The 20,368-nt window shown below is 72.0% G+C and carries 15 protein-coding genes; 13 read left to right on the top strand and 2 right to left on the bottom strand.

Features of this window, described 5'->3' with window-relative positions:
* Window positions 1-58: 58 nt before the first annotated feature.
* The 4 genes from E2651_RS09460 (at window position 59) to E2651_RS09445 (ending at window position 4,933) form a co-directional block, all read left to right on the top strand.
* The gene (locus E2651_RS09460) at window positions 59-1,432 is read left to right on the top strand and encodes an MFS transporter (protein WP_135330594.1); all 1,374 of its coding nucleotides are present in this window, start codon (window positions 59-61) and stop codon (window positions 1,430-1,432) included.
* A gap of 101 nt (window positions 1,433-1,533) precedes the next feature.
* Window positions 1,534-2,394, top strand: coding sequence for a shikimate dehydrogenase (locus E2651_RS09455; RefSeq protein ID WP_135330593.1), 861 nt, complete (start codon window positions 1,534-1,536; stop codon window positions 2,392-2,394).
* An 18-nt stretch (window positions 2,395-2,412) separates the two neighbouring features.
* Window positions 2,413-4,218 (top strand): sugar phosphate isomerase/epimerase and 4-hydroxyphenylpyruvate domain-containing protein, encoded by a 1,806-nt coding sequence (locus E2651_RS09450; protein WP_135330592.1) that lies wholly within the window; start codon window positions 2,413-2,415, stop codon window positions 4,216-4,218.
* Window positions 4,219-4,255: 37 nt separating this feature from the next.
* Window positions 4,256-4,933 carry a TetR/AcrR family transcriptional regulator gene (locus E2651_RS09445; RefSeq protein WP_135330591.1) on the top strand — a complete coding sequence of 226 codons (678 nt, stop codon included), beginning with the start codon at window positions 4,256-4,258 and terminating at the stop codon, window positions 4,931-4,933.
* A 4-nt stretch (window positions 4,934-4,937) separates the two neighbouring features.
* Here E2651_RS09445 and E2651_RS09440 read toward each other — a convergent pair whose 3' ends face one another.
* Window positions 4,938-5,723, bottom strand: a complete 786-nt coding sequence (locus tag E2651_RS09440) for a DeoR/GlpR family DNA-binding transcription regulator (RefSeq protein WP_135330590.1) — start codon at window positions 5,721-5,723, stop codon at window positions 4,938-4,940.
* Window positions 5,724-5,976: 253 nt separating this feature from the next.
* On the opposite strand from E2651_RS09440, the gene E2651_RS09435 reads away from it, so the two are divergent.
* The 8 genes from E2651_RS09435 to E2651_RS09400 all read left to right on the top strand — a co-directional run bounded on the left by E2651_RS09435 (window position 5,977) and on the right by E2651_RS09400 (window position 17,156).
* Window positions 5,977-7,290 (top strand): MFS transporter, encoded by a 1,314-nt coding sequence (locus E2651_RS09435; protein WP_135330589.1) that lies wholly within the window; start codon window positions 5,977-5,979, stop codon window positions 7,288-7,290.
* Window positions 7,291-7,322: 32 nt separating this feature from the next.
* A complete protein-coding gene (locus E2651_RS09430) occupies window positions 7,323-8,885 on the top strand; it encodes an FGGY-family carbohydrate kinase (RefSeq protein WP_135330588.1) in 1,563 nt (520 codons plus the stop codon).
* A complete protein-coding gene (locus E2651_RS09425; protein ID WP_245238696.1) occupies window positions 8,878-10,386 on the top strand; it encodes an FGGY family carbohydrate kinase in 1,509 nt (502 codons plus the stop codon). Before E2651_RS09430 ends, E2651_RS09425 begins: the two co-directional genes overlap by 8 nt.
* Entirely contained in the window at window positions 10,383-11,009 is a 627-nt protein-coding gene (locus E2651_RS09420) for a histidine phosphatase family protein (protein ID WP_135330586.1), read from the top strand. The genes E2651_RS09425 and E2651_RS09420 overlap by 4 nt, the downstream gene beginning before the upstream one ends.
* 44 nt (window positions 11,010-11,053) lie before the next feature.
* Window positions 11,054-12,097 carry a 2-hydroxyacid dehydrogenase gene (locus E2651_RS09415; protein WP_135330585.1) on the top strand — a complete coding sequence of 348 codons (1,044 nt, stop codon included), beginning with the start codon at window positions 11,054-11,056 and terminating at the stop codon, window positions 12,095-12,097.
* 38 nt (window positions 12,098-12,135) lie between these two features.
* Window positions 12,136-13,089 (top strand): oxygenase MpaB family protein, encoded by a 954-nt coding sequence (locus E2651_RS09410; protein WP_135330584.1) that lies wholly within the window; start codon window positions 12,136-12,138, stop codon window positions 13,087-13,089.
* Window positions 13,071-15,308, top strand: a complete 2,238-nt coding sequence (locus E2651_RS09405; protein WP_135330583.1) for a serine/threonine-protein kinase — start codon at window positions 13,071-13,073, stop codon at window positions 15,306-15,308. The genes E2651_RS09410 and E2651_RS09405 overlap by 19 nt, the downstream gene beginning before the upstream one ends.
* 297 nt (window positions 15,309-15,605) lie before the next feature.
* On the top strand, window positions 15,606-17,156 hold the full coding sequence (locus E2651_RS09400) for an NAD(P)/FAD-dependent oxidoreductase (RefSeq protein WP_135330582.1): 1,551 nt from the start codon (window positions 15,606-15,608) through the stop codon (window positions 17,154-17,156).
* 71 nt (window positions 17,157-17,227) lie between these two features.
* Here E2651_RS09400 and E2651_RS09395 read toward each other — a convergent pair whose 3' ends face one another.
* Window positions 17,228-19,051: a serine hydrolase gene (locus tag E2651_RS09395; RefSeq protein WP_135330581.1), complete on the bottom strand. Its 1,824-nt coding sequence runs from the start codon at window positions 19,049-19,051 to the stop codon at window positions 17,228-17,230.
* A 201-nt stretch (window positions 19,052-19,252) separates the two neighbouring features.
* Between E2651_RS09395 and E2651_RS09390 the strand changes: the two genes are divergently transcribed.
* Entirely contained in the window at window positions 19,253-20,356 is a 1,104-nt protein-coding gene (locus tag E2651_RS09390) for a nitronate monooxygenase family protein (protein WP_135330580.1), read from the top strand.
* The last annotated feature ends 12 nt before the right edge of the window (window positions 20,357-20,368 follow it).

Here is a 20,368-nt window from a genome sequence, read left to right as displayed (position 1 = left end):
TAACTGTACGTGCCGGGTGTGCACCGCTCGCCACCCGTTCCGTCCCCGAGGAGTTCACGTGTCCGCTCACCCGCAGGCCGACGCCGCGTCGGCCGAGCCGCCCCAGGGCAGGCCACGCAAGGCCGCTTTCGCCGCCTGGATCGGCAGCGCGCTGGAGTACTACGACTTCTTCATCTACGGCAGCGCGGCGGCCCTCGTCTTCCCCAAGGTCTTCTTCGACCCGGACGACCCGGCCACCGCCACCCTGATCTCCCTGGCGACCTTCGGCGTCGCCTACGCCGCCCGTCCCCTCGGCGCCCTCGTCCTCGGCCACTTCGGTGACCGGCTCGGCCGTCGGAAGATCATGGTCTGGACGCTGATCCTCATGGGTCTGTCCACCTTCCTCATCGGCTGTCTGCCCACGTACGCGCAGGTCGGCACCGTCGCTCCGGTGCTGCTTGTGCTGATGCGGGTGTTCCAGGGGCTGTCCGCGGCAGGCGAGCAGGCCAGCGCGAACGCGATGACGCTGGAGCACGCACCGGAACACCGGCGCGCCTACTACACGAGCTTCACCCTCAACGGCACCCAGGCCGGTCAGCTCCTCGCGACCCTGGTGTTCCTTCCGGTCGCCGCTCTCCCGGACGAGCAGCTTTACGGCTGGGGCTGGCGCATTCCCTTCCTGCTCAGCGCCCTCGTCGCGGTCGCCGGATACGTCATCCGCCGCACCCTCGAGGAGACCCCTGTCTTCCAGCAGGTCTCGGCCGACAAGGAAGTGGCCAGGATGCCGCTGGCGGATCTGCTCAGGAACCACTGGGCCGATGTGCTGCGAGTGGTCGCGGCGGCGCTGATCGCCACGGTCAGCACGATCTTCTCCGTCTGGGCCCTCTCGTACGCCACGAGTGACGCGGTCGGCCTCGGCAAGACGGGCATGCTCTGGGTCGCCGGCAGCGCCAACGCCGTGGCCCTGCTCGCCATCCCGCTCTGGGCCGGGCTCTCGGACCGGATCGGCCGCAAGCCCGTCTTCCTCGTCGGCGCCCTCGGCAGCGGCGTGATGATCTTCGTCTATCTCTGGGCGGTCTCGACCGGCAGCTACCCGCTGGTCTTCGTGACCGGAGTGCTGCTGTTCGGCGTCGTCTACAGCGCGGCCAACGGCATCTGGCCCTCGTTCTACGGCGAGATGTTCCCCGCCAGGGTCCGCCTTTCCGGCATGGCCATCGGTACCCAGATCGGGTTCGCCATCTCCGGCTTCGCGGTGACCTTCGCGGCACAGATCGACGGGCCCGACGGTGACGGCTGGCTCGGCGTCGCGATCTTCACCGCCGCCTTCTGCGCGGTCTGCGCGATCGCCGTGGCCACAGGGCGCGAGACGCACCGCGTGCCCACGGCCGATCTCGGCCTGCGCACCGGCGACGAGAAGGCGCCGGGAGCGGTCCGCGAGGCCGCCACCCTCTGAACGCGCCACGCCGAGGCCCCTCGGGGGCTTCCCCGAGGGGCCCTACTGGCTCCATACTTAACTAACTAGTTCGTACATAAGCCGACCCACGGGAACTGTTGATGACCTCGTACCTCACCGGCCTGATCGGCTCCGGAATCGGCCCCTCCCTGAGCCCCGCCCTGCACGAGCGCGAGGCGGACCGGCACGGTGTTCGCCTCATCTACCGCACCCTCGACATCGACGTCCTCGGCGTCGCGCCCGAGGCCGTCGGCGATCTTGTCCGCGCCGCCCACCGCCTCGGCTTCGACGGGCTGAACATCACCCACCCCTGCAAGCAGCTGGTCATCGAGCACCTCGACGAGCTCGCCCCGGAGGCCGCCGAGCTCGGCGCCGTGAACACCGTCGTCTTCAGGGGCGGACGCGCCATCGGGCACAACACCGATGCCACCGGCTTCGCCCAGTCCTTCGCCCGCGGCCTGGCCGACGCGCCGACCGGTGACGTCGTGCAGCTCGGCGCGGGCGGTGCGGGTGCCGCGGTGGCGCACGCGCTGCTGAACCTCGGCGTCGACCGGATCACCCTGGTCGACACCGACCCGGCCCGCGCCGCCACGCTCGCCGCCGCGCTGAACGCGCGCTTCGGGCCCGGCCGCGCGATGTCCGCGCCGACCGACGCGGCGCCCGAGCGCGTCGCCGCCGCGGACGGGCTCGTGCACGCCACACCGACCGGCATGGTCGCGCACCCGGGCCTGCCCCTGCCGGCCGCCCTGCTCAGGCCCGGCCTCTGGGTGGCCGAGGTCGTCTACCGGCCGCTGGAGACCGAGCTGTTGCGCGAGGCCCGCGCCATCGGCTGCCGCACCCTCGACGGCGGCGGCATGGCCGTCTTCCAGGCGGCCGACGCCTTCCGGCTCTTCACCGGACTCGAACCGCACACCGGACCGATGCTCGCCGACCTCGGCGATCTGGCCGCCTTCCCGGCCTGACACCTCACGGAGAACACCATGCGCACATCGATCGCCACGGTCTCGCTCAGCGGCCCGCTGTCCGAGAAGCTCACCGCCATCGCCACCGCCGGATTCGACGGCGTGGAGATCTTCGAGAACGATCTGCTCGGCGGCCCGCTCAGCCCCGAGGAGGTGCGCCTTCGCTGTGCGGACCTGGGCCTGGGCATCGACCTCTACCAGCCGTTCCGCGACTTCGAGGCCGTCCCCGCCGACACGCTCGCCCGCAATCTGCGGCGTGCGGAACGCAAGTTCGCCGTGATGGAACGGCTCGGCGCGGACCTGCTCCTCGTCTGCTCCAGCGTCGCCCCCGAGTCGGTCGACGACGACGCGCTCGCCGCCGAGCAACTGCGGCTGCTCGCCGACCGGGCAGCGGCCCATGGCATCCGCATCGCCTACGAGGCGCTGGCCTGGGGCCGGCACGTCAGCACGTACGACCACGCCTGGCGGATCGTCGAACAGGCGGACCACCCGGCCCTCGGCACCTGCCTCGACAGCTTCCACATCCTCTCCCGCGGCTCCGACCCCAAGGGCATCGCGGACATCCCCGGCGAGAAGATCTTCTTCCTCCAGCTGGCGGACGCACCCCTGATGGCGATGGACGTCCTGCAGTGGAGCCGGCACTACCGCTGCTTCCCCGGCCAGGGCGGCTTCGACCTCGCCCCTCTGGTGGCCGCAACGGTCCGGGCCGGATACCAAGGGCCCCTGTCGCTCGAAGTGTTCAACGACGTCTTCCGGCAGGCGGGGGCGGCCTCCACCGCCGTCGACGCGCTCCGCTCGCTGCTCCTCCTCGAGGAGTCGGCCGGCCTGTCCGCGCTCCCCGCCGCGGCCGCCCCCTCCGGCTTCACCTTCGCCGAGCTGACCGCGGCCGACACCGAGCCGCTGCGCGGAGTGCTCGAAGCCATCGGCTTCGCCCACACCGCACGGCACACCTGGAAGCCGGTCGAACTCTGGGAACAGGGGCAGGCCCGGATCCTGCTCAACACCGGGGTCAGCGGCCGCCGTCAGGGCCCGGCGCTGACCGCCATCGGCGTGGAAACCCCCGACCCGGACCAAGCGGCACGGCGCGCCGAGGCGGTGCTCGCACCCGTGGTGCCGCGTCGCCGCGCCCCGCATGACGCACCGCTGGACGCGGTAGCCGCACCCGACGGCACAGAGGTCTTCTTCTGCCGCACGAAGCAGTCCGACCACCCCAGTTGGACCGGTGACTTCACCGGCGCACCGTCGCGCACCACGTCGGGGGAGCGGAGCGAACCGGCCGGGCTCATCCACCACATCGACCACATCGCCCTCACCCAGCCCTGGCACCAGTTCGACGAGGCATCTCTGTTCCACCGGGGCGTGTTGGGCCTTGAGGCGGACGACAGCCTCGATCTGGCCGACCCCTACGGACTCGTGCGCAGCCGGGCCGTCGCGTCCCCCGGCGGCGGTGTACGCATCGTCCTCAACATCGCCCCGGCGCCGGACGCCGATGCCACCCGCCTTCAGCACATCGCGCTGGCGACGGACGACATCGTCGGCGCCGCCCGGCGCGTCCGGGAACGGGGCGCGGCCCTGCTGCCGATCCCCGCCAACTACTACGACGACCTCGACGCCCGCCACGAACTGGACCCCCAGGACCTGGCCACGTTGGCGGACCTCGGCATTCTCTACGACCGGGACGAGCACGGAGAGTTCTTCCACTGCTATACCGCCACGGTCGGACGGGTCTTCTTCGAGCTGGTGCAGCGCACAGGCGGCTACCGGGGATACGGGGCCCAGAACGCCGCCGTACGGCTCGCCGCCCAGCATCTTCACCAGCATTAGACTGACCGGCGCCGGAAAGTCCGCCCTGAGGAGCTGCATGGCCGCCGCCGTCCCCCCGCCGTCCCCGCCCGCCAAGCGAACCCGGGACGCGGCCCGTACGCGGGTGGAGATCCTCGAGGTGGCCACCGAGGAGTTCGCCCGCATGGGCTTCGCGGGGGCGAGGGTCGACGAGATCGCGGCCCGCATGCGCACCACGAAGCGGATGATCTACTACTACTTCGGCAGCAAGGATCAGCTGTTCACCGCGGTCCTCGAGCGTGCGTACGCGGTCATCCGGCACGAGGAGCAGCAGCTCGACGTCGGGCATCTGGACCCGGTGTCGGCCATCCGCCGCCTTGCCGAGCTCACCTTCGACCACCATGAGGCACACCCGGACTTCATCCGCCTCGTCAGCATCGAGAACATCCACGAGGCGAAGCACATCGGAGCCTCGCCGAGTCTCGCATCGCTCAGCTCCCCGGCGATCGACGTCATCGCCTCCATCCTCGAAGCCGGGCGCGAGCAGGGCGTGTTCACGGCCGAGGTGGACGCCGTCGACCTGCACGCGATGATCAGCTCGTTCTGTTTCTTCCGCGTCTCCAACCGGCACACCTTCCGCGCGCTCTTCGGCCGTGACCTCACCGAGGCGCCTCGCCGCGAGCACTACCGGACGATGCTGGGGGACATGGTCATCGCCTATCTGACCTCGGATCTCCCCGGCGCGGCCCGGAGTTGACCCCTCACTGCTCGCGGGCCGGCACCACCATCACCTCGGTGCCGGCCGCGCGCACCGCCCGCACCTGCTCCGCCGCCAGGCCGTCGTCCACGATCAGCAGATCGAAGTCGGTCAGCGGCGCAAGGGCGTACAGCCCGTCCTTGCAGAACTTGGTGTGGTCCGCGACAAGCACCCGACGCGCAGCGCACTCCATCATGGCCCGCTTGACCTGCACCGTTTCCGGCGAGGTGTGATAGCAACGGCCGTTGGTGACGGCCGTCGTGGACATGAACAGGACGTCGGCGCGAAAGGCGCGGACCGCGTCCGCGGTGTGCAGGCCCATGAACGCGTCGTACGCCGGGAAGTACGCACCGCCCAGCGTGATCAGTGAGATGCCGGGTTCCTTCGCGAGCGTGGTGATGGCCGGCAGCGAGTTGGTGATCACGGTCAGCGGGGTGTGCTCGGTGGCCTGGTGTGCAAGGAGCAGACATGTCGTGCTGTCGTCGAGCAGCACGGTCTGACCCGGCACAAGCAGTGTCGCGGCGGCCCGCGCGAGGAGCTGCTTGGTCTGCGCCATGGTGGCCATCCGCTCCGCGACGCTGCCGTGGAACTGCGCCGACGGAAGCCCGGTCGCACCGCCGCGCACCTTGCGCAGCCAGCCCTGTGCCTGAAGGGCGTCCAGATCGCGGTGCGCGGTCATCAGGCTGATGCCGAACTCCGCGGCGAGGTCCGCGGTGCGCACGAAGCCGCGGCCGATGACGGCCTCGCGCATCTGCCGCCGCCGCTCATCCTGGGCCTCGACCCGGTCCATCGCAGCGCTCCCTCCGGTGGCCGTGCCCCGTGCTGCGCGGGGCAGGCGTGTGAACTCGCCGCGTTATGTTCGCACGGATTTAACGTACCTCTCCCGAGGAGAACGGCGTCCTCGAGCGGCTCCGGTGCGACGCAACATGGCAGGTCGCCGCCCTGATGGGAAGATTCCGGCCGCCATTGACTCGCGTTTCCGGCCAGCTGTTCCATCAGCTCGTCCCTCCCTCCTGCCCCCGCCGCAGAAAGGGGAAGAGTCGATGACGACATCTTCGCCCCCTCCTCCGCGTACGCTGATCACACGCCTGGGCATTCCGCCGACCCTCGCCTGGGGCTACCTCGGGCTGCTCCTTTTCATGATCGGAGACGGTGTCGAATCCGGCTATCTCTCGCCGTACCTGCTCGACGAGGGCGTCTCGCAGCCCCGGGTCGCCCTGCTGTTCACCGTCTACGGCGCCGCCGCGGCCATCGCCGCCTGGCTCTCCGGAGTGCTCTGCGACTTGTGGGGCCCGCGCCGGGTCATGTGGACCGGCCTGGGCATCTGGGGCGTCTTCCAGCTCCTCTTCCTCGTCGCGGCCATCCCCATGACCAGCTATCCGCTGATGATGCTCGGGTACGGCCTGCGTGGCCTTGGCTACCCGCTGTTCGCCTACGGGTTCCTGGTCTGGATCGCCTCCGTGGCGCCGCGCGCCCGGCTCGGCACGGCCATGGGCTGGTTCTGGTTCGCCTTCACCGGCGGTCTGCCCACCCTCGGTTCGCTGGTCGCCGGCGGGCTCATCCCGCAGATCGGGGCGTACGCCACCCTGTGGTCCGCACTGGCGCTGGTGGCCGCGGGCGGTCTCGTCGCCCTGCTCCTCGTCCGTGACGACCAGGGCGGGAAGCGGGCGCGGGGCGAGGGCGAAGGGCCGCTCGCCACGCTCCTCGGCAGCGTCACGATCCTGTGGCGCAATCCCCGGGTCGGCGCGGGCTCGCTCGCGCGGGTCATCAACACGGCCTCGCAGTTCGGCTTCTTCGTCATCCTGCCGATCCACTTCACGAAGACGGTCGGCTTCAGCCTCACCGAGTGGCTGCACCTGCTCAGCGTGATGTTCGCGACCAACATCTTCGCCAACCTGCTGTTCGGGGTGGTGGGCGACCGCTTCGGCTGGCGCAGGACCATTGCCTGGTTCGGCGGCGCAGGCTGCACCGTCAGCACACTGCTGCTCTTCTACGTCCCGAACGCGGCGGGCGACGACTTCCCCCTGGCACTGCTGGTCGCCGCCTTCTACGGGGCTACGCTGGCCGGATATGTACCGCTTTCGGCGCTGGTGCCCTCGCTGGAGCCGCGGCACAAGGGGCAGGCCCTGTCCGCGCTCAACCTCGGCGCGGGAGCCAGCACCTTCGTCGGCCCCGCCGTCGTCGCGGTCTTCGTCGGGCCGCTCGGTGTCGCTGGGGTGGTCTGGATTTTCGCGGGGATGCATGCGGTGAGCACCGTGCTCGCACTCTTCCTGAAGCTGCCGGACGACGCGGGCGCGGCGAAGGCGGCCGGTGCCCCGCCGGGCACCGCGCCCGCCACCGCCTCGGCCCCGGCGTGACCCGGCGTGACCTGGCGTGAAAGGACCCACTGATGTCCGTACTGACCATTGACGTCGGCACCACGATGATCAAGTCGGTCGTCTTCGACGACCAGGGCCAGGAGATCGCGGTCTCCCGGCTCGCCACCGAAGTCCTCCGGCCGCACCCCGGCTGGGCGGAACAGGACATGGACGCCGTCTGGAACGCCGTCGTCCACACCGTGCGCAGCGTGCTGTCCGGTCTGGCCGACCCCGTCCGGCTGGTCTCCTTCACCGCCCAGGGCGACGGCGCCTGGCTCGTCGACGAGGACGGCCGCCCCACGGGGCCCGCGATCCTGTGGTCCGACGGCCGGGCCGGGGACCTGCTCACCGCCTGGCAGCGTGAGGGCGTCCTCGAAGCGGCCTTCCGCCGCAACGGCTCGCTGACCTGCGCCGGTATGCCCAACGCCCTCTTCAGCTGGCTCGCCGCTCATGACCCGGACCGCCTCGCCCGCTCCGACACCTCGCTCACCGCCGCCGGCTGGCTCTTCCTGCGCCTCACCGGCGTCCGCGCGTGCGACGAGTCCGACGCCTCCGCCCCGTTCCTCGACCACGCCACCGGGGACTACGACCCGCGGATCCTCGACCTGTTCGGCCTGAGCGCATATCACCGGCTCCTTCCGACCGTCCTCGGGGAGTCGGAGCGGATCGCCGAGATCACCGGCGACGCCGCGAGCCAACTGGGGCTGCCCGCCGGTCTTCCGGTCGTGATGTCCCCGTACGACATCGCCTCCACCGCCCGAGGCGTCGGCGTGGTCAACCCCGGCCAGGCGTGCAGCATCCTCGGCACCACCCTGTGCACGGAGATCGTCCGCACGGACGTGGACACCAGCGGCGAACCGTCCGGCATCAACATCGCCTACCGCGGCCGCGAGCGGGTGCTGCGCGCCTTCCCGACCCTCAACGGCGCCGAGGTGCTCGGCTGGGCGGCGCAGCTGCTGGGACTCTCCGGGCCACCGGAACTGGCCCGCCTCGCCTTCGAATCGGAGCCCGGCGCCCGCGGGTTGCTGTTCCTGCCCTACCTCTCCCCGGCAGGCGAACGCGCGCCGTTCCTCGACCCGCGCGCCCGCGGCTCCTTCTGGGGCCTGTCCCTGGAGCACTCGCGCGCCGACCTGGCCCGCGCCGTGTTCGACGGGCTCTCGCTGGTCCTGCGCGACTCGCTGGCCGCGGCCCGCACGGACGTGAGCGAGCTGCGGCTGTGCGGCGGCGGCGCCAACAGCGACGCGTGGTGCGCGCTGATCGCCGACGCGACGGGCGTGCCCACCGCCCGCTCCTCAGACACCGAACTGGGCGCCAAGGGCGCCTTCCTCACCGGCCTCGTCCGCACCGGCGCCGAGAGCAGCATGCACACCGCGGCCGCCAAGTACGTCCGGATGCAGAGCAGTTGGGAACCCGACCCGGAACGTGCACAGTTCTATGCCGCCCTGTACGACGACTTCATCGGCCGGCGGACCATCGCCCGCGAGGCCGGCTGGCGGGGCGGCGCGGTATGGCAGGGGAGCGGCGCCACAGGGCCCGGCGGAACCCCGCATGACGGCGACAGCATCCCCACCACCCCAGGAGGCATCCGTGCCTGACGTCCATTCAGCCGGCCACGCGCCCCTCGACGGCATCTGGCTGGGCCTCGACCTCGGCACCCAGAGTGCCCGCTGCGTCGCCGTCGACGGCACGGGGCAGCTCCTCGCCGCCGCATCGCGGCCGCTGGCCGGCCGGCGCGACGGCGTACGCCACGAGCAGGACCCCGAGCAGTGGTGGACCGCCCTGTCCGCCGCCTGCCGCGAGGCCCTGGACGGACTCGACGCGCGGCGGATCCGCGGGCTCGCGATCGACGGCACCTCCGGGACGATCCTGCTCGCCGACGCCGCGGGACACCCGCTCACCCCCGGCCTGATGTACGACGACGGGCGCGCCGCCGAGCAGGCCGCGACCGTCAACGAGGCGGGCGGAGCGGCCTGGCGGGAGCTCGGCTACCGCAGCATGCAGCCGTCCTGGGCGCTGCCGAAGCTGCGCTGGCTCCTGGACCATGAGCCCGCCGCGTCCGGCGCGGGCGTCCGGCTCCTTCACCAGGTCGACCTGATCACCTGGCGGCTTGCCGGACATCAGGTCGCCGCCGACGCCAGCCACGCCCTCAAGACCGGCTACCACCTGGTCGATGAATGCTGGCCGCACAAGGTCATGGCCGAACTCGGCGTCCCCGAGGCCCTGTTGCCCGACGTCGTACGCCCCGGCAGCGTGCTCGGCACCGTATGCGCCGAGGCCGCGGAAGCCACCGGCATCCCCGAGGGCACCACCCTCGTCGCCGGTATGACCGACGGCTGCGCCGCGCAGATCGCCGCCGGAGCCCTCGAACCCGGTGCCTGGAACGCGGTGCTCGGCACCACCCTCGTCTTCAAGGGCAGCAGCCCGCACCTGGTCCGCGACCCGGCGGGCGTCGTGTACTGCCACCGCGGCCCTGGCGAGAACTGGCTGCCGGGCGGCGCCTCCAGCAGCGGCGCGGGTGTCCTCTCCCAGCACTTCCCCGGCGAGGACCTGGACGCGCTCACCGAGCAGGCCGCCGCGCTCGACCCGGACGCGGTCGCCTACCCCCTGGTCTCCACCGGCGGTGAACGCTTCCCCTTCCGCGCCCCCGAAGCCGAGCCCTTCACCCTCGGGCAAGTCCCCACCCGCGCCGCCGAGTTCCATGCCCAGCTGCTCGGCGTCGCCTGCCTGGAACGGCTCTGCTTCGACTACCTCGACCACCTCGGCGCCCCCGTCGACGGGCCGCTCACCCTCACCGGCGGCGGCGCCCGCAACCGCTACTGGTGCCGGCTGCGCGCCGAGGTCCTCGGACGTCCCGTACGCCTGCCGGAACAGGCCGAGGGCGCCGTCGGCATGGCGGTGCTCGCCGCCACCTCCTCCGGAGCCGGCCTCCAGGAAGCCGCCGCGGCCATGGTCCGGATCGGCGGCGAGATCCACCCGTCGCCCGCCCGCACCACCCGCTACCTCCCCCTCTACCTCCGCTTCGTCGACGAACTCACCCGCCGCGGCTGGCTCGACCAGGCCGTGGCCGACCACGCCCGCAGGAGGGCAGCGCAGTGACCGACTTCATCCTCGTACGCCATGGCGAAACCGTCTGGCACGCGGAGAACCGCTACGCGGGACGCACCGATGTGCCCCTCACCGAGCATGGTGTCCAGCAGGCCGCCGAGCTCGCCGACTGGGCCCTCACCGCGGGGCTCACGGCCATCTGGAGCTCTCCGCTCGCCCGCGCCCGGCTCACCGCCGCGCCCGCCGCCGCGGCCTGCGGCCTCACCCCGCGCGTGGACGAGCGTCTCTACGAACTCGACTTCGGCCAAGGCGACGGCCTGACCAGGGAAGAGATGCGGCAGCGCTTCCCGGAGCAACTGGCGGCCTTCCTCGACGACCCGGTCGAGAACCACCTGCCCGGTGGCGAGGACCCGCGCAAGGCCGCCGCACGTGCCGCCGACTGCCTGGCCGACATCGCCCGCGAACAGCCGCACGGCAGGGTCCTGCTCGTCGCCCACTCCACCCTCGTCCGGGTCCTCCTCTGCCATCTCATCCGGATCCCGCTCGCCGACTACCGCCGGGTCTTCCCCCAGCTGCTCAACGGCGCCCTCACGGAGATCCGGATCGAGGACGGGCAGACCGCGCTGCTGCGTCTCAACACCCCCGCGTCGCCCCAGCCCCCCGCCTTCCGCTGACCGTCCGGCCACCCGCCCGCACCGCCCTTCAGGAGAGACCTCCCATGAGCACCACCGTCCTCGCCGCCGGCAACCACTTCATCCGCCCGAGCCTGTTCACCGAGGCCGTGCGCGCAGCCGCCGGGGACCTGCCGCTGAACGTCCGCGAGCTCCAATTCCCCTGGCCGCACACCCCGTTCGGCCCGGTCGCCGAGGTCATCGAGGCATCCGGCAGCGAGGAGGAGATGATCGAGGCGCTCCAGGGTGTGCGGATCTGTGTCACCGAGCACGGCCCGCTCACCGAGCGCATCCTCGCCGACTGCCCCGATCTGAAGCTGTTCTGCACCAGCCGCGGCGGTCCGGTCAACGCCAACCTCGAAGCCGCGACCCGGCACGGCGTGGCGGTCTGCTACGCCCCCGGCCGCAACGCGACCGCCACCGCCGAACACACCCTCACCCTGCTGCTCGCCGCAGCCCGCGGTGTCGGCGACACCCACACCGACCTGCGCAAGGGCACCTGGCGCGGCGACTACTACGACTACGACAACTGCGGCATCGAGATCGAAGGCGCGACCGTCGGTCTGGTCGGCTACGGCGCCATCGGCAGCCGGGTCGCCAAGGTCCTGCGTGCCATGGGCGCCGAGATCCTGGTGCACGACCCGTACGTACGGCCCGAGACGCTGGCCGGTGTCGCGCAGCAGGTCACCCTGGACGAACTGCTCCGCCGCTCGCGCATCGTCTCCCTGCACGCACGGGTCACCGACGAGACCAAGGGCATGATCGGCCGCGCGCAGATCGCCGCCATGCCCCGCGGATCGGTCCTGGTCAACTGCGCCCGCGGCGCGCTCCTCGACTACGACGCCGCCTGCGACGCGCTGGACTCGGGGCACCTCTCCGGCGCCGGCTTCGACGTCTTCCCCGAGGAGCCGCTTCCCGTGGGCTCCCGTCTCCTTACCGCCCCCGGTGCCGTCCTCACCCCGCACATCGCGGGCGGCAGCCGGCAGGTCGCGCACAAGGCCGCGCACATCGTGGCCGCGGAGGTCGGCCGTTACCTGCGCGGTGAACCCCTGGCCAACTGCGCCAACCCCGAGGTGTTCGAGGCGGGTTGAGGGGGCGGCGGCGTAGCCTGCGAGCAGGAGGTGGTTGTATGCGCGAGACATCCTCATCGGGGCACCCGCCGCCGGGCGACCCGGGGCTCTTCGGGCCCTCGTCGGTGACCTGGCAGATGCACGGCGACCCGATGATGTGGGTCGCCGGGGTGCGCGCCCTGTATCTGCAGGCCCTGCATCCGCGCGCCGTCCGCGGCGTCATGCAGAACTCGGACTTCCACAGGGACGCCTGGGGCCGCCTCATGCGCACCGCGAACTTCGTCGGCACCATCACGTACGGCACCACCGAGGCGGCCGAGCACGCGGGCGCGCGCGTCCGCAAGATCCACACGATGCTCAAGGCCACCGACCCCGAAACGGGGGAGAAGTACCGCGTCGACGAGCCCGAGCTGCTGCTCTGGGTGCACTGCGCGGAGATCGACTCCTATCTCCACGTCGCACGCCGGTCCGGGTTCCGGCTCACCGACGAGCTGGCCGACCACTACGTCGACGAGCACCGCGAGAGTGCCCGCCTCGTCGGCCTCGACCCCGCCGACGTACCGGGGACGACGGCCGAACTCGCCGCGTACTTCGAGCGCGTCAGGCCCGAACTCGCCGCAGGACCCGAGGCGCGCGAGGTCGACGACTTCCTCCAACGCCCGCCGATCCACCCGCTGTTGGTCCCGGCGCGCGCCCTGCTGTGGCGGCGGGTGGCGAACCTGGCGTACGCCTCGCTGCCTCCGTACGCCCATGAGCTGTACGGCCGAACGGCCCCGCCGCCCGCGACGGTGACCCGCCGGCTCGTCACCACAGGCACCATCCTGCGCACCGTCCCCGCCCGTATACGCTGGCAACTTCCCCCGAAGCACATCCTGCGCGCCATGGCCCGACTCGGGCCCGGCAGCCGCCCTGCCCCGTACAAACTCGACAGCCGGGCAGCCATACTGGACGGGCCGGGGAGGGCGCAGCGAGGCAACGGGGGCGACGGCACGAGATGGCGGAAACCAGGCTGATCCAGGGCCGGTACCGGCTGCTCGATCTCATCGGGCGCGGCGGCATGGGCGAGGTGTGGCGGGCGCGCGACGAGTCCTTGGGACGCAGAGTCGCCGTCAAGTGCCTCAAGCCTCTCGGGCCCCAGCACGACCAGTCCTTCACCCGGGTGCTGCGCGAGCGGTTCCGGCGCGAGGCCCGCGTCGCGGCGGCGCTCCAGCACAGAGGCGTCACCGTCGTCCATGACTTCGGGGAGCACGACGGCGTCCTGTATCTGGTCATGGAACTCCTCGAGGGGCGCAACCTCAGCCAGCTCCTGGAGGACAACAAACAGCATCCGCTGCCCGTCGCGGACGTCGTGGAGATCGCCGACCAGGTCGCCGCCGCGCTCGCGTACACCCATGAACAGGGCATCGTGCACCGCGACCTGAAGCCCGCCAACATCATGCGGCTGACCGACGGCACCGTGAAGATCTGCGACTTCGGGATCGCCAGGCTCGGCGCCGACATCGGCTTCACATCCCGCCTGACCGGCACGGGCATCGCGATGGGTACCCCGCACTACATGTCGCCCGAGCAGATCAGCGGCGTCCAGGTCGACCAGCGCAGCGACCTCTACTCCTTCGGGTGCGTGCTGTACGAGATCGCCACCGGCGCCCCGCCGTTCGACCTGGAGGACGCCTGGGCGGTCCTCGTCGGACACCGCGACACCCAGCCCGAGCCGCCGCGCAGCCACCGCGACGAACTGCCCGAGTACTTCGACAAGATCGTCCTGGACCTGCTCGCCAAGGAGCCCGACGAACGGCCGCGGGACGCACGGGAGCTGGGCCGCCGCATCACCGCGGGGCGCGCCGTCCCCACGTACGTACCGACGGTCGTCACCCCGCCCGTGCACCGCCCCGAGCAGCCGCCGTCGCGGGAGCCCCGGCTGCCCTCCTGGACGCGCGGCATGACGACGGGACACAAGGCGAACGGCGCGTCCGAGCTGCGCACCACGCCGCCCGACGCGGCGGCGGGCCTGACCGGCGAGTGGATCCCGCGTGCCGACGCGCGCCGGGCCGCCGCACCTCACCGGCCCGAACGGCCCACGCCGCCCCCGGAGTTGGTGGCCACCCTCACCAGCAGGCACAACGCGGGCCTGAGCCTGGGGCGGCTCGGGCGCTGGACCGAGGCCGGCGAGGTGCACCGCGCGGTGGCGGCGGAGCGCGAGCACGCCCTGGGCCCCGACCACCCCGACACGCTCGCCAGCCGCTATGAGGTCGGCTTCACGCTCAGCCGCACCGGGCGGGCCGCCGACGCGCTGCGCGAGTACGGCCGCGTCGCGCAGGGCAGGGAGCGCACGCTCGGCCCCGACCATCCGGACACGCTCGCCGCGCGGCAGGAAATGGCGTACGTGATGGGGCAGTTGGGGCGGCACTTCGAGGCGCACCAGCTGTACACATCGGTGCTCGCCGTACGGGAGCGGACGGCGGGCCCCGACCATCCCGACACCCTGCGCTGCCGGCACAACCTGGCGTACAACCTCAGCAGACTCGGCCGCCTCGAGGACTCCTACCGGCTTGCCCGGCAGGTCGCGACGGCCCGCGCGCGCGTCCTCGGCGACACGCACCCCGACACGCTCGTCACCCGCTACGAAGTCGCTTACGCGCTCGGTCAGTTGGGCCGCTGGCCCGAGGCGCTCCAGACGTACCGCGAGGTCGCCGACGCGCGGGTCCGGGCCCTCGGCGCCGACCACCCGGACACGCTCGCCGCCCGCTACGAGGTGGGCATCAGCCTCGGCCGCCTCGGCCGCAGCGGCGAGGCACTCGAGCTGTACCGCGACCTGATCGACGACCGCATGCGGGTGAACGGCCCGTCCCACCCGGAGACCCTGCGCGCCCGGCACGGCCTCGGCGTGAACCTGGGCCGTCAGGGCCGCTGGGAGGAGGCCCTGGCCGAGGCGCGCGACGTCTGCGCGATCCGCGAGCGGGTGCTCGGCGGCGACCACCCGGACACCCTGGTCAGCCGCCGCGAGGTCGCCGTGGGCCTCGGCTGGCTCGGCCGCTGGGCCGACGCGCTGACCGAGTACCGCCGGGTCGCTGCCGCGCGGGAGCAGGTGCTTGGCGGTGACCACCCTGATGCGCTGGCCAGTCGTAATGACGAGGCGCATTGCCTGGAGCAGTTGGGCCGTGGGACGGAGGCGGTGGAGTTGTACCGGCGGGTTGCCGCCTTGCGGCAGCAGCGGGCTTCTGGGGGGCATTGACTCGCGGGGGCGCGTCGAGCGGTCGTTTGTGCTGCTGGGCTGTGTCTGCTCGCCGCGGCAGTGCGATGTGCGCTGCCGCGGCGGGTCGTCCGCGGGCGCTTTGTGGCTGGTCGCTCCCCCAAGTTCTCGGCTTCGCTCGAACAGGGGGGACCCCCTCCGCGGCGGAGCCGCATAGTGTCATAGCCCCGCGCCCCTTCGGGGCCCTCCCGCGCCGCTTCGTGGGCGTGCCCGCAGTCGCCCACACCCTTCGGGGCCCTCCAGAGCCCCGTTTGGGGCTGGCTCGTGCTACGAAGAGCTATGCCTCCTCGCGATCGATACGACGCCGTCATCGTCGGCGGTGGTCACAACGGACTCGTCGCCGCCGCCTATCTGGCCCGCGCCGGACGCACCGTCCTGCTCCTGGAGCGGCTCCCCACGACCGGCGGCGCCGCCGTGTCCAGCAGGCCCTTCGCCGGGGTGGACGCCCGGCTGTCCCGCTACTCGTATCTGGTCAGCCTCCTGCCGCGGAAGATCGTCCGGGAGCTCGACCTGGACTTCCGGGTGCGCACCCGCACCGTCTCCTCGTACACCCCCGTCGAGCGCGACGGCGTACCGACGGGGCTGCTCGTCGGTGGCGGCGAGGCGCGTACGAAGGAGGCCTTCGCGCGGCTCACCGGAGGGCCGGGGGAGTACGAGGCGTGGCGTGAGTTCTACGGGATGACGGGGCGGGTGGCCCAGCGGGTCTTCCCCACGCTCACCGAACCGCTGCCGACCCGCGAGGCGCTGCGCGAGCGGGTCGGCGACGACGAGGCCTGGCGGGTCCTCTTCGAGGAGCCGATCGGCGCCGCCGTCGAGGAGCGCTTCGCCGACGACCTCGTACGCGGTGTCGTCCTCACCGACGCCCTCATCGGGACCTTCGCCGACGCCCACGACCCGTCCCTGCGCCAGAACCGCTGCTTCCTCTACCACGTCATCGGCGGCGGCACCGGCGACTGGAACGTGCCCGTCGGCGGCATGGGCGCGCTCACCGGCGCCCTCGCGGCGGCGGCCCGCGCGGCGGGCGCCGAGCTCGCCACCGACCACGAGGCCACCCGCATCGACACGGACGGAACGACCGCCGAGGTCACGTACCGGACGGCCGACCGCGAAGCCACCGTCGCCGCCCGCCACGTCCTGGTCAACGCATCCCCGCAGGAACTCGCCGCGCTCCTCGGCGACGCGCCGCCCACCCCCGCCGAAGGCGCCCAGCTCAAGGTCAACATGCTCCTCGAACGGCTGCCCAGGCTGCGCGACACCTCGGTCGACCCGCACGAGGCCTTCGCCGGAACCTTCCACATCGCGGAGGGATATGGGGAGTTGGCGACCGCGTACGCCCAGGCCGCGTCCGGTGAGCTGCCCGCCGCACCGCCCTCCGAGATCTACTGCCACTCCCTGACCGACCCCAGCATCCTCGCCCCCGACCTCGTGGAGCGCGGCTACCAGACGCTCACCCTGTTCGGACTGCACACCCCCGCGCGTCTCTTCGAGCGGGACAACGATGCCGTACGGGAAGAGCTGCTGAAGTCGACCCTGGCCCAGCTGGACGGCCATCTGGCCGAGCCGATCGCGGACTGCCTGGCCACCGACGCCGAAGGGCGCCCCTGCATCGAGGCCAAGACCCCGCTCGATCTGGAACGGGACCTGCGGCTGCCCGGCGGCAACATCTTCCACCGGGACCTCGCCTTCCCCTACGCCCAGGGCGACACCGGCCGCTGGGGTGTGGAGACGCGGCACGCGAACGTCCTGCTGTGCGGCGCGGGCGCGGTGCGCGGCGGCGGGGTGAGCGGCGTCCCCGGGCACAACGCCGCCATGGCCGCGATGGGCGAATAGGCTGATCATCCCGATCATCCCGATCATCCCGATCATCCCGATCGGGCCGTTCCTGAGGTTCCTGAGGTTCCTCAGTCCGCCGAAGCGGCCCAGCCCACCGCCTCGATGCGCGCGGCGTCGGCGGGCCGTGCCTCGTCGAAGGCCGTACGGTCGCCGTCCTCGACCCGCAGTCCGTCGGCGTACGCGCCGCGCCCCACGTACAGCTGGTCCGTCGTGTAGCGCCAGCGCAGCCGTACCCGCTCGCCCCGCAAGGCCGCGAGGTCCGCGGTGAGGTGGTGCCAGACGCGCCCGGACCAGCCGGTGGCCGTTCCGTCGGGGTGCCGGAGCGGGTCCGCGCCCTCGCGCGCGGTGGTGAAGGGCACCGCCTGCCAGGTCCCGCCGTCGTCGCGCGACGCCTCCAGGCGCAGCAGGTCCGAGCCGGGCTCGGTGTCCCACCACAGCGCGCAGCGCAGCCGCGCCCGGTCGGTGGTGAGCGTGAGCGGCGGCAGGGCCAGCGTGGCCGATGTCGCGCTCGCCATGCCGGAGAACCAGGCGGTGCGGCCGCGCGCGGGCCGCACCGGGACGGCGCGGGCCATGCGGTTCGCGGCCGCCACTCTGGGGGCCGAGCCCGAGCGCCAACTGCGCACCGGGTGGACGGAGTTGCCGAGTACTACCAGGAAGGAGTCGGTCGTCGGGTCGAGGACGAGCGAGGTGCCGGTGAAGCCGGTGTGGCCCGCGGTGCGCGGGGTGGCCATCGCGCCCATGTACCAGTGCTGGTAGAGCTCGAAGCCCAGGCCGTGCTCGTCGCCGGGGAAGGCGGTGTTGAAGTCGGTGAACATCAGCTTCACGGAGTCGGCGGTGAGGATGCGGGAGCGGCCGTAGGCCCCGCCGTTGAGCAGCGTACGGCCGAGGATCGCGAGGTCCCAGGCGCAGGAGAAGACGCCCGCGTGTCCGGCGACGCCGCCGAACCCGAACGCGTTCTCGTCGTGCACCTCGCCCCAGACGAGCCCGCGGTCCAGGCCCGACCAGGGCAGCCGGGCGTCCTCGGTGGCGGCGATCTTCGGCTGCCAGGAGGCGGGCGGGTTGTAGCGAGTGCGGTGCATCCCGAGTGGAGCAGTGATCTCGTCGTGGAGCAGTGCATCCAGCTGACGACCCGTGATCTTCTCAAGGACCAGCTGGAGCGAGATCAGATTCAGGTCCGAGTAGAGGTACTTGGTGCCCGGCGGGTTCAGCGGCGCCTCGTTCCAGATGAGGCGCAGCTGCCCCTCGCGGGTGGGTTCCTTGTAGAGGGGGATCCAGGCGCGGAACCCCGAGGTGTGCGTGAGCAGTTGGCGGATGGTGACGTCCTGCTTGCCCGCGCCTGCGAAGTCGGGGAGGTACGAGGCGACTTCGGCCTCGAGCTCCAGCTTGCCCCGCTCGATCTGCTGTACGGCGAGCAGCGAGGTGAACAGCTTGGAGACGGACGCGAGATCGAAGACCGTGTCCTTCGCCATGGCGATCTGCCGGTCGGCGGGGAACTCGACGCCGGTGTCGGTCTTCTCGTCGTACGCCGCGTAGCGCACGGCCTTGCCGATGGGCTGGTGCAGGGCGACGGTGCCGCCGCGGCCCGCGAGCAGGACGGCGCCCGCGTACCACGGGTGTTTGGGGGAGGGGTCGAGGAACCGCTCGGCGTCGACGACCAGTTGCCGCAGATGTCCGGTGAGCAGCCCGGCGCGCTCGGGGGTGCCGGGGCGCAGCGTCGGATGCCCGTCACCGCCGCCGGCCCCGGTGGCCGAACCGGTGGTCGCCGCTGCCGCAGGCCCCGCAGGGAACGGCACCAGGGCGAGGGCCCCGCCCAAGGCCAGGGCGCGCGTGCCCAGTTGGCGTCGGCTCAGCCCGCCACCGGCTCTGTCCGCCGACCCGCCGTCCTCGGTCATGACCGTGCCCCCTCCTGAAACGCTCCTGAACCGAGCCCCTGAACCGAGCTCCCGCACTGAAACTATCTTTCGAGATCGCCAGAGACTGCTGAAACTTTCATGTCAGGGGCGATTCCTGTCAACCATGCGTACGGAGCAAGAATCTGACACAGCATCAGAAAATCTCTTCCGTCGTCCGCACCGCTGCGGCATCCTGCGCGCATGCAGACAGAGCTGAGCAAGAAACTGGGAGTCGAGCACGCCATTTTCGGCTTCACGCCCTTCCCGGCGGTGGCGGCCGCCATCAGCAGGGCGGGCGGATTCGGTGTGCTCGGCGCGGTCCGCTACACGGCCCCCGACGAACTGGCCCGCGACCTCGACTGGATGCAGGAACACGTCGACGACCGGCCCTACGGCCTCGATGTCGTCATGCCCGCGAAGAAGGTCGAGGGGGTGACCGAGGCCGACGTGGAGGCGATGATCCCCGAAGGCCACCGGCAGTTCGTCAAGGACACCCTCGGCAAGTACGGCGTACCCGAACTCGCCGAAGGCGAGGCGTCCGGCTGGCGCATCACCGGATGGATGGAGCAGGTCGCCCGCAATCAGCTGGACGTCGCCTTCGGCTACCCGATCAAGCTGCTCGCCAACGCCCTCGGCTCACCGCCTGCCGACGTGATCCAGCGCGCCCACGACCAGGACGTACTCGTCGCGGCGCTCGCGGGCAGCGCCCGGCACGCGCGCAAGCACGCCGAGGCGGGCATCGACATCGTCGTCGCGCAGGGCTACGAGGCGGGCGGCCACACCGGCGAGATCGCCTCGATGGTGCTCACCCCGGAGGCCGTCGAGGCCGTCGCGCCGCTGCCGGTGCTCGCCGCGGGCGGCATCGGCAGCGGGCAGCAGATCGCCGCGGCGTTCGCGCTCGGCGCGCAGGGCGTGTGGCTCGGCTCCCTCTGGCTCACCACGACCGAGGCCGACCTGCACTCGCGCGCCCTCACCCAGAAACTCCTGGCGGCCGGTTCGGGCGACACGGTCCGCTCGCGGGCGCTGACCGGCAAGCCCGCGCGCCAGCTGCGCACCGACTGGACCGACGCCTGGGACGACCCGGAGGGACCCGGCACCCTGCCCATGCCCCTGCAGGGCCTGCTGGTCGCCGAGGCCGTCTCGCGCATCCAGAAGTACGAGGTGCAGCCGCTGCTCGGCACGCCCGTCGGGCAGATCGTCGGCCGGATGAACAGCGAACGCAGTGTCCAGGCCGTCTTCGACGATCTGACCCGAGGCTTCGAGCAGGCCATCGACCGCGTGAACCGCATCGCCGGACGCGACTGACCCGACGGAGGA

Source organism: Streptomyces sp. MZ04 (assembly GCF_004684775.1).
Classification (GTDB): domain Bacteria; phylum Actinomycetota; class Actinomycetes; order Streptomycetales; family Streptomycetaceae; genus Streptomyces.
The sequence above is the reverse complement of the archived record's forward strand: the minus strand, read 5'-3'. Positions and strand labels throughout refer to the sequence as shown.

Excerpts from the sequence above, each read along its gene's own strand:
- E2651_RS09455 (WP_135330593.1), top strand. The coding sequence starts at position 1,534 with ATGACCTCGTACCTCACCGGCCTGATCGGCTCCGGAATCGGCCCCTCC.
- E2651_RS09445 (WP_135330591.1), top strand. The coding sequence starts at position 4,256 with ATGGCCGCCGCCGTCCCCCCGCCGTCCCCGCCCGCCAAGCGAACCCGG.
- E2651_RS09435 (WP_135330589.1), top strand. The coding sequence starts at position 5,977 with ATGACGACATCTTCGCCCCCTCCTCCGCGTACGCTGATCACACGCCTG.
- E2651_RS09410 (WP_135330584.1), top strand. The coding sequence starts at position 12,136 with ATGCGCGAGACATCCTCATCGGGGCACCCGCCGCCGGGCGACCCGGGG.
- E2651_RS09415 (WP_135330585.1), top strand. The coding sequence starts at position 11,054 with ATGAGCACCACCGTCCTCGCCGCCGGCAACCACTTCATCCGCCCGAGC.
- E2651_RS09440 (WP_135330590.1), bottom strand. The coding sequence starts at position 5,723 with ATGGACCGGGTCGAGGCCCAGGATGAGCGGCGGCGGCAGATGCGCGAG.
- E2651_RS09395 (WP_135330581.1), bottom strand. The coding sequence starts at position 19,051 with ATGACCGAGGACGGCGGGTCGGCGGACAGAGCCGGTGGCGGGCTGAGC.
- E2651_RS09405 (WP_135330583.1), top strand. The coding sequence starts at position 13,071 with ATGGCGGAAACCAGGCTGATCCAGGGCCGGTACCGGCTGCTCGATCTC.
- E2651_RS09450 (WP_135330592.1), top strand. The coding sequence starts at position 2,413 with ATGCGCACATCGATCGCCACGGTCTCGCTCAGCGGCCCGCTGTCCGAG.
- E2651_RS09400 (WP_135330582.1), top strand. The coding sequence starts at position 15,606 with ATGCCTCCTCGCGATCGATACGACGCCGTCATCGTCGGCGGTGGTCAC.
- E2651_RS09390 (WP_135330580.1), top strand. The coding sequence starts at position 19,253 with ATGCAGACAGAGCTGAGCAAGAAACTGGGAGTCGAGCACGCCATTTTC.
- E2651_RS09430 (WP_135330588.1), top strand. The coding sequence starts at position 7,323 with ATGTCCGTACTGACCATTGACGTCGGCACCACGATGATCAAGTCGGTC.